Raw genomic sequence first — 10,235 nt, 5'->3', positions numbered from 1 at the left:
CGTACGAGTCATTACAGATGATGTGTAGGCTGTTCCTGAAGCTACATATCCATAAGTATAAGTAGCTGTACCTCCTGTGATATTCAACCACGCTTCACCCTGAGTATTACAAGAAGCTTTTTGGGTAGCTGTTGCAGATATCTGCATTTGCAAATGAGATTTTTTTACTTCGAAGTGAAGTACTTGCGTACAATTGCTTGGGCTTTCGGTAAATACAATATAATAATGACCTGCTGCTAAAGCACTTCCGGCTGTTTGTGGTGTAGTTACTGCTGCCGCCGTACCTGTATCTACTTGCTGATGGGTACTATTATTGAATATTTTCCAGCTAATAGTGCTACCTGCTTGCCAACCGCTAAGGGTGTAATTTACTTTACCATCATTACCTTCAGCACAAGAGGTTGTAGGCGTTTGAGATAAAGTTACCGCTAAGGTAGAAAGTGTAGGCACTGGTATAGTAGCCTCATGTGTATAACGGCAACCTGTATCGGCATTGTATACTACAAAGGTATAACGTACCCCTGAAGTAAGGTTAGGTATATTAGCTTCCACACCTCCTGTTACCGGATTACCTTTGTACCAAGTATCACTACCTCCTGTACTATTAGGAACAACCTTAGGTGTTATCCAAGGAGCTATTGGATTTTGGATACCTGTGCGATATACAGCAAAGTAAGCATTAGCAGTAGTAGTGAATGAGGCTGTACTTGCTGCTTTTACGTAAGCATTATGGGTAGTACTACAATTTGTAGGTGTATCATAACGTACCGTAATAGAGGTTGTATTTGCATTCACTACAGTTTGCAAGTGAGTTTCACAACCATTAGCATCGACAATAGTAATATTGTAATTACCATAGTTCAATCCTGTAAATGGCAGTGTAGTATTAGCGGCCTGACTATTGTGAGTAGCACTTTGCGTAGTGTTATGAGTTGTATTTTCTACCTTAACTGTATAAGGAGCTTTACCTCCTGTAATCAATTTCACTGCTAAATCGGCAGTAGGGGAGTTACAGCTAATTTGTTTAGTAACTGTGACTGTAGCGGTAAGTTGAGGCACTCCATTTACAGTAAAGTTTTGTGTAAACTCACAACCTCTATCGTCAGTGATTTTTAAGGTATAAACTCCTGGAGCTAAAGCCGTCATTGTTTGTACTGCATTAGAAGCATCTAACACTTGTACTGTGTGTGAAGAGGTTCCAACGTGATAATCGGACGGGGAGAGCAATAGAGCTCCATTAGCACGACCACAAGTAGCTGCTGTAACGGTGAGTGTACCTACAAGCAAACGCGGAGGATCACTACGCAAGGTTATATACTGTTCAGCTTTACACTCGCTACCATCAGGATAGTAACGCACTTGGAATTTGAAATCGGTATGAGTAGTAGCATTGGCACCATATTCGACTTGGCTTGTTGCCGAACCTATCGTACTATAAGTAGCTCCACTATCGGTGCTCACTCTAAATTCTTTGATAGCGGCTGGGTCTCCACCTTTTGCTGTAAGCATATAGGTTACTAAATTACCTTTACAATTTGCATACTGTTGATAGGTAGGCGATACTTGCAAGCTAAGTGCCTCAAACACTTTAGTAGTTACACTTGTTGTACAACCATAACCATCGGTAATCATAAAGGTGTGAGTACCTGAAGCTACTTCTTCAGGGTAAGTGAAGCTACCTGAAGAGAACGCATAAATGCTTGTACTACCTTGTTTTTGTACTTTGTAGTTGCCATTACCACTCAAGATATTAATTACTACATATTTGGCATCACTAAATTGATAGCAATATGAAGCCGGTTCGGCAGTAGCCGAAATAGTATCAGGAGCTACAATCTCGAAAGTAGTTTGAGTAGTACAATTGTTATTATCGGTTACTACCAAACTATAAGTGCCAGGTGATAGGTTAGAGAACTCTATCGGGTTAATAGAAGGAGCTGACATCGCACTAAGGGTACCTGTTATGAGTCCTACTTGGAAACGATAGTTAGGAGTACCCCCTGTAGCCGAAACTCTCACTTTTGCTTTTTGATTATTGAAACAAGTAGCTTTATCGGTTACTATTACAGTAGGTGTAATCACTCCAGGTTCACCTATTTTATAACCACCTGCAAGAGATATCACACAAGTATTTTGAGTAGCATCTTGTACGGTAAGTACTCCGTTTTGAGTAGCTGAGAGCCCCGTTATTGTAAAGACCCCTTGGGCGTTGAGTGTAGTGGTTGTCCAAGTAGTTTGATAAGGATCGGTAGTGTATTTCACTTGATTAGAAACAGGATTTACGACCCTTATAGCTACAGCACCATCGTGGTTACCATAACAACTTACATTTTTCTCAGCTCCGTATTTTTCAACACGCATTTGCTTATTAGCTTCTATATTGATGAGCTGAGTGATGCTATTGTTACAGATTTTAGGTTGTTGGAATACTGTTATATTATCGATTACATAGTCGTTGCCTAAATTGTTATAGGTATTAACTGCTATATTTACGATTCTTATAATAAGTTGATTATCGCTAAATCCAGTTATTTCGGTAGCTAAGAAATCTGCTTTTAGGCTTGTCCACCCTGCTCCATTAGTAGCCGTACCTGCATATCTGCTAAGGAGTAGCGAACCATCACTTTTACGAACTTCTATATTAAAGCGAGGTGCAATTCCTGCTGTAGGAATCAAGCTCATTGCATCTAAACTCACAAAAAGTGGTTTGTTAGGTTCTATTCCGTTCAAACGTTTTTCATATACCATTTCATTGCCTCCGCTACCTGCTATCGCCATATAGCGACCACCTGAAGCATCGGCAGGAGGAGTTGTTACCCAACCAGATTGGAGGGTTACTGCTTTAGTGAGGATATAGTTACCATCGGAAAGGGTTCCCGTAGCTGCACAAGTGAACGCTGTGGTAGCATCAGAGAGACAACCATTGTTTCCTGTTCCAAAATCTTCTCTAAAGAGCACATTGGTAGTAGTATCGGTCACTACAGTTTTGTAGTATATTGTGAGTGAGTGTACCCCAGGTGTAAGCTCACGCACTACGGTGGTTCCACTCATCGATTGAGGAGTTTCACCATCAATGCTATATTCGTAAGTTTGTGAAGCAGTAGCTGAAACAGTGAGGGTTACAACCCCATTGCCACTATCACAACGATAGGTAATAGAGCTTATTCCTACTGAAGGAATTACATCAGGAGCCACCTTGATGGGCAATGAGATACGACATCCTTTGCTATCTTCAACAAATATATTACCTGAAGCTCCCATATAACCTATAGCAGTTGAACCAAAAGTAGCTCCTCCATCAAAACTATAACGATAAGGAGTCGTTCCGCCTGAAATATTAGCTACAGCTACTTTGTACTGTTTAGGGTTGTTTGTATCACAAGACTTATCGGCTAGTATGGTAGCAAAGCCTTGTAATGGTTTTTGAGTAGGAAGAATTACTACAGGTTTTTTGCTATAAGTACAAGTAGTAACTCCTACTTTTGCTTCGATGAATATTTCGTAAGTACCGGCAGTTAGGCCAGTGAACAGGCCACCTACACTAGTACGTGGATTAGGCAAGCGGTTACCATTAGCATCGAGTGTATAAAGGGTTACTTTGCGTTTTTGATTAGGAACACCAAATATAGTATTGATGATTCCGGTATTAGATTGGGTTGCACAAGCAATTTCGGTAGTTGCCGATACAGTAAAGTTATGTGGATTAGGAGGTGTAACTGTCACCTTATTAGAAAGAGCAAATGCTCCGTTACGTGCATCACCTACTAAGAATACATATTCCCCTACTTGAGTGATATTAGGCACATCTATGGTTTTAGAACTTTCACTCACGCTTTGAGTAGCAATAGGGGTGGAATTCAAAGCTGCAGACTCATTAGCATGCTGTTGTACGCCATCTATCGACCATAAGAAGAAATGATAAGGTGCTTCGCCCCCTTCGGCTTTAAGCTCAAAGGTTGCTGTATTACACTGTTTGAAACCTTTGAAAGTAGCCGTCATTGTCATCTTATTGAGTTTTTTAATCTCAAAAGAGTCGTTGAGTTCACAACCTACTACTTGAGGAGAGGTTACTTTTACGGTATAAGTACCTTGTGAAAGTCCATCTACAAGAGTTTCACTATTAGAAGTAGTGATATTTTTGACTCTTGTACCACTTGCATCAAATATCTGTATATTATAATTGATTCCATTAGTATTCATTGATATTTTCACGGAACCTTGTGTAAAATCAGTTTGATGAATTACATCAGTTACAGTACCTCCTAAGCCAGCTGTAAAGGCTTCGAAATAGAAGAAATTAGCACAGCTACCACTTTGTACTTTTAAGCGGTATTTACCTGAGGTATTGAGTTGGAAAATACTATTGGAGTGCAAAGGTGTCCAACATTGGTCGTCTGAATTTCTACAATCAGAAGAGGATTCGGTACAAGAGCCATTCCATTGTTGCCATTGGAAAGTAGTGTTCACATAGTTCACACTAATAGTTTTGCTTTTGCCATCACACAAATAAAAGTGGCTTGTCCAAGTATTATTATCGGCACAGGTTACTCCAACATTGTTTGCTTGAGATCGAATAGGATCTGTAGCCGTAGTTGCTGTTTGGAAGTTGATTACCTCTTCACTTGTGATTTGTACGCCATCGCAGATTTTAGTTTTTTCTACTCTGTAAGTGCCAGCAGTTCCTGCACCTGTATATTGATAGGTAGTATAAGTAGGTTGGAGCGTGCCATTAACAAACCATTTATAGGTATCAAAACCTTGTTCTGCAGTGAGGTTGAGTGTACTACCTACACAGAACACTTCTTGGCGAGAACAACCTGCTGTATTAATAGTCATAGAGTGAGTTCCTTCTTTAGCTTGAGGTGCTATATTACAACCAGGAGTTATACTACCATAATTCATTTGGTAGCTCATAGTGAAGTAATTGCCACAAGGTTTAGACGCTTCGGCACATCCTCCTATATGTTTCATTGGGATTTTGATTACCTTAGTAGCTCCACCCAAAGGAATAGTAGTACCAGGTATATTAAATAGGTAGGTTTTAGTGATAGGGTCATAGCTTTGTCCTGGAGCAATTCCTCCTTGGGTAGCTCCTGTTAGAATAGGATTACCATTGGTGATTACTCTTGCATTTGCGGGCAATTTCACGGTGAGAGAAGCTGTACTAATAGCATTCTGACCTGTATTTTGATAAGAAATTTCGTATATAAACTCATCATTAGGATTGAGTTGTGTTACTGCTACCCCTGCGTTATTGGTATAGCGAGCATTTACAGTCATTTCCAAAGCACGCGATTTTACAATTACTTTGAAAGTACAAGTGCTGGTATTACCATAAATATCGGAGAAAGTATACACTACGGTATGTGTACCTATACCAAATTCGGTATTAGGAGTATGAGAACGTGTAGTGCGAGTTGTATCGAAACAAGTATCGGTAGCAGTAGGTTCAATCCACGATACTTTTTTACTACATTTGCCAGCATCGGCTATTACCGTAATATCAGAAGGGCAGCCTGAAATTACTGGGGGTGTTGTATCCTTAGGCAGAGAAACTGTTACTGTTTTGGTCATAGGGGTAGTAGAACCACCACAGCCTATATTACTTTTGAGTTGGTACTCTACCTCAAAAGTAGTAGTTTCGGAGATAGCACGAGAAAAAGTACGCTGTGTACCAAGAGGAGTGCTGGTAGTACGTTGTCCTGCTGCATTGAGTTGATACCAACGAATATCGAATAAGAAATCAGATAGACTAAAGTATAATTTAGCTTGATCTCCGCGACAATTGGCTGTAGCTGTTATCACCACATTAGGAGTAAAAGCAGTATTGATTTTCACCTTAATATCGTTTTGCACTGACTGACAGGCATGAGTAGTACGCACCATATAACTACCATCGTCCAAATTATTAAAGACAGCATAAGTGTTGTTAGGATCAGTAGCTTGGAAAGTGATCGCTCTCACTGGAGTGGTGAGATTAGGTTTTTTAAATAGTGTAAAGGTAAGTGGATAAGAAATTTGCTGTCCTGTTAGATCTACAGAAATGATACCAGAACCGCTTGAAGCACTACAAGCAGAAGCCGAGAGCACAGGATCTAAAGAGGGTTGAGGTTTTACTGTAAATGGATGGTAATAGATTTGACTATGAGGGTATTTACCCGCCGCAGTGGGTAAAGCAGTCTCTACCTGCCAATGGACTGGGCTATTGTCTGTAGCTTGGTAATATAAATTCCTATATTTCAAGGCGTAATTACCTGGAAATAAGTTAGAAAAACTTCCTACAGGCTGCTGACTATATCCTTTTGGGGTTTTTGTATCGATATCTACATAATTTCCAGGAAAAGTTTCACGAGTCAAGTACACTTTAGGAGTTGAGCCATACATTTCACCTAAATCATAAGTCACTTTTCCGCTATTACAAGTTGTTTCTACTTTAATGGAATCAGTAATTTTGCGCAGTAAAGCGATTTGAACAGTTGTGGTAGCTATATTGCCGCAAGCATCAGTGATAGAAAGGGAGTAAGTACCTGCTGGCAAATCGCCCCAACCATAATAATGTTCATCATTCCAAGTCTGTACCAAAGGGAAAACTATAGTTTTAGTATAAGTAGCGGTTTCAAAAGGCAAGCGTGTTTGGAAAGAAATTGCAGAACGACCATCGGTAGGAGTCAATTTCACTGTAATTGGAAAGATTACTTCTTTGTTACGACGGTAAATATATCTATAGAACGCCCCTGTATTTTCATAAACACCATAGGCATACCTTATATTTCTAAAAGCCTGAGCAGGGTCAATGCTTGCAGGAGGCGTTAATTCCACTGTCCTACAGAGTTCAGAGCAACCATTAGGGTGTTGGTAACGGATACGGTATTTACCAGAAGAGGGAAGATTTACTCTGGCACTATTGTTATCAGCTGCAAAGGTATGCCAAGCAGGTGTAATGGTAGACCAAACCCCTGGAGACGTTTCTTTTTCTACAATAAATGTAGGCTTTACTTGTTCATTATTATATTTGACTTGTATTCTCCTTGTACCTCCATTGATTACATCTTTAACTTGACGATCTGCATATTGAAAATACATATACAATGTATAGGAAGCAGTACCACACTGATAAGTAGAAGCATCATTGTGATACAATCCTATTTGATAGCGGGGGTCAGAAGGACATTGGGGTATATCAATACCATTGTCTAATTCAACAGTTTGAACAATTGTATTTTTACCTCCATTTACGGTTATGCGTATTTGGTCACCTTTTTGAAAGATATAATCATCTACATAGAAGTTTTCATCTACAAAACGAGGTGTAGCAACAGGTTGAACTCTATTGAGAATCTCTACTTTTGCTTTTCCTTTAAAATAATTGTTAGCTGCTGCTCGATAAGGCTCAGCAAATACATACCCCCCATCTTTTTTTCTAATTATAAAATAGAGTTTGAACTTACAATTAGCCCCCATAGAAAAACGGGTCTGATACATTTGAATTTCAAAACAAGAAGGATCCTCAGGTTCTTTTATTTCTACAGGGACGTATTGTGTTTCTCCACAAACATTACTTATATTTGTTTTGTCGTGCACTACTAATACTACATTACCTGTACGCAATTCTTTACCAGGGCCTCCTTGTATGGTAATAAATTTCGTAGCAGGTGAAGGACGATTGAAAGTTTGCATAGGAATTAATATATTTCCACTTTCATCAGTAACTGTTACTTCAAAAGGACCTGTACCACCAGAAGGAATTTTGAACTGTATTTGTCCATCAATCACTCCCGCACAAGTAGGTGCTATACCTTCAGCTGTGATATTCATAGTTTTATAGGTAGTAGTAATGGTAACAGTTCTTACAATTGGTTTTACCCCTACTGCGTTGTTATCATAGACTGTAACCGTATAAACTCCTGGTTGCAAATCGGCAAACTCATAGGAGGCTGGAGTACCCGAAAGAGCTTGTAGACTTGGGCTTCCTGAAGGTTTTGTCAGTTCAACAGAGTAGTTACCTGAAGAAGTACAACCTGCAGGCATAGGTGATTTAGGCTGTGCTGTTACACGTAACTTCGCATCCGACTTACACTGCCCAGCGGTAGGAGTTAGTTGGACATCAAAACATTCTTGTGCTGATACTGATAAACCTACCACAAATAATACAATTGCTATTAGAAACTTTTTCATAATTGAAATGAGTACTTTTGTTCTGAAAAAACGTAAAATGATTCACAAAAGTATATTTTTTTTATGAAAGTAACAATAGTTTTACACACACTTAGCATTACAGAAGAATTTTTCTTAAATAAACATTTGTTTATCAGCGTTTTAGAACAAAGTTAAATCTTGTTAATACATTGTTAAATAACAATAATTAGCAAATATAAATGATTTTTACAATTGAGTTTTTAGAAAATCTTTTAGTTAAACACCTTTAGAAAAGATTTCTTTTACGTTTTTGTAATACGATATTTATTCATTACATACCTTCCATTAAGAGGCTTAAAGGATTGAGAATTGGCGTTTGCAATAGGTGCATTTTCAAAGAAGACGTGTTTGGTGGTTATAATATGTAAAGCTACCAATTCAATAGTTGCAAGAATACTATGAATTGGTAGCAAATATTGTAACAAATAATTTATTGATTGATCACAAGAATATCAAGACGACCTGTATTAATCCTTATTATTTTATAAATTCTTTGATAGGTATTTTCTGGAAGAGCAAATCACCGTCACCTTCGTAAAGAATACCTATGTATTTATTATCTATTACCGTAAGACAGGAATAACCCATAGCTGCTTGCTCATACAACAATATTGAAGGTAGTTTATCCCAAGTATTCCCTTCGTCATTACTTGTTTTGATAGTCATTTTTATTCTATCTTTTGCATCATTAGGATTAGAGAAGAATAAATACTGTTTTCCCTTTTTATCTTTATAAGAAATGATACTTGCCATACAATTGGGCTCGGTGAGGGCAGTGCGAGAGGTGTTGTGCTCTATCCACGTTTTGCCCATATCGGCAGTAACGGCTACGGAACGACCGTGATAGTTATCAGAGAGTTTATAGTTGGTGCGATTGCGGTCGTCGCGCATATTGAGCATTAGTGAACCATCGGAGAGTTCTACCACTTGAGATTCAGTAGTGTGTGTCTTAGCTCCTGTACCTACGTGCCACGTCTTGCCGTGGTCTTTGCTGTAAATAATAGTAGAATGAGGCACTTGGTCTTTATCCTTAAACTGACCTGCAAATACCAAGGTACCATTACTCATCGAGATACCTCTTCCAGGTCCTTGGAAAAAGAGTCTCCATTCGGGATTTTTGATTTGAGAGGTGATATTAATAGGTTCACTCCACGTTTTGCCATCGTCTTCACTTTTTACTAGTACTATTTGTCCTGTTTCCTCAGGAGTCATTCCACTTTTAGAGCCCCACCAACTCATTGTTTTAGGATCTAAGCCGTGTTGCCACAAGCCCATCACCCAAATAGTATTGGTTTGCTTATCTACCAAAACTGCAGGATCTCCTACCCCATTAAGGCGGTTAGGTTTTCCTCCCCATTCGCCCATATCAATCACTTTTTTCATTGGCTCCCACGTTTGTCCACCATCAGTACTACGACTCATTCCTACATCGATATCTTCTTGCAAATCCTTGCAGTTGTTGTAACGATTGTCGTAAACGGCTATCAGCGTACCTTTATTAGTGGTTACAAGCCCTGGTATACGGTAGCATTCTATGCCGTCTTGTTTACGCTGACGAAGAGCAATAGCAAAACGCTGTCCTTCTTTTTTAGCATTATTAAGCGTGAATTTAGCCTCATTAGTGGTGAGTTTTATCTTTGATAAGTAGAGTTTTTGTAAGAGGTCTGGTTTTTGAGTAGTACGGGCAGAAACCCAAACAAAAAGGGTATCATTAGTAGCTTTGAATTTTCCTTGCAGTTTGGTGTTACAACTGAGATTTGAAGTTTTAGCAAAAAGTGTTGCTTGTTCTCTTTTAGCGTTAGCACCTACATAAACAGAGAGTTCTGAAAGATTGAGATTTTTACTTTTAAACTGCAAAGAAATTTCTTTTACCTCTGTTCCTTGCTTTACAGGTAGTACAAATGAGGTAATAAGATTATCTTTATCAGTAGCCAAAGGCATTTGGGCTTGAGTAAAAGTCATTCCTTTTTGGGCATAGCCAAAGCTAAGAAAACATAGTGCAATAATAGTAAATAGTTGTTTCATTTGTTAATTTGTTG

The 10,235-nt window shown here is 38.8% G+C and carries 2 protein-coding genes; both read right to left on the bottom strand.

All coding sequences use genetic code 11. The annotated features are described in order from the left end of the window. The coding region (locus I7X29_RS14555) for an HYR domain-containing protein (RefSeq protein WP_198475714.1) at positions 1-8,175 on the bottom strand (8,175 nt) is incomplete at its 3' end. 498 nt (positions 8,176-8,673) lie between these two features. Further along, entirely contained in the window at positions 8,674-10,221 is a 1,548-nt protein-coding gene (locus I7X29_RS14550) for a sialidase family protein (protein WP_198475712.1), read from the bottom strand. Positions 10,222-10,235: the final 14 nt, after the last annotated feature.

The sequence above is a fragment of the Capnocytophaga periodontitidis genome, from assembly GCF_016126015.1.
Lineage (GTDB): Bacteria > Bacteroidota > Bacteroidia > Flavobacteriales > Flavobacteriaceae > Capnocytophaga > Capnocytophaga periodontitidis.
The sequence above is the reverse complement of the archived record's forward strand: the minus strand, read 5'-3'. Positions and strand labels throughout refer to the sequence as shown.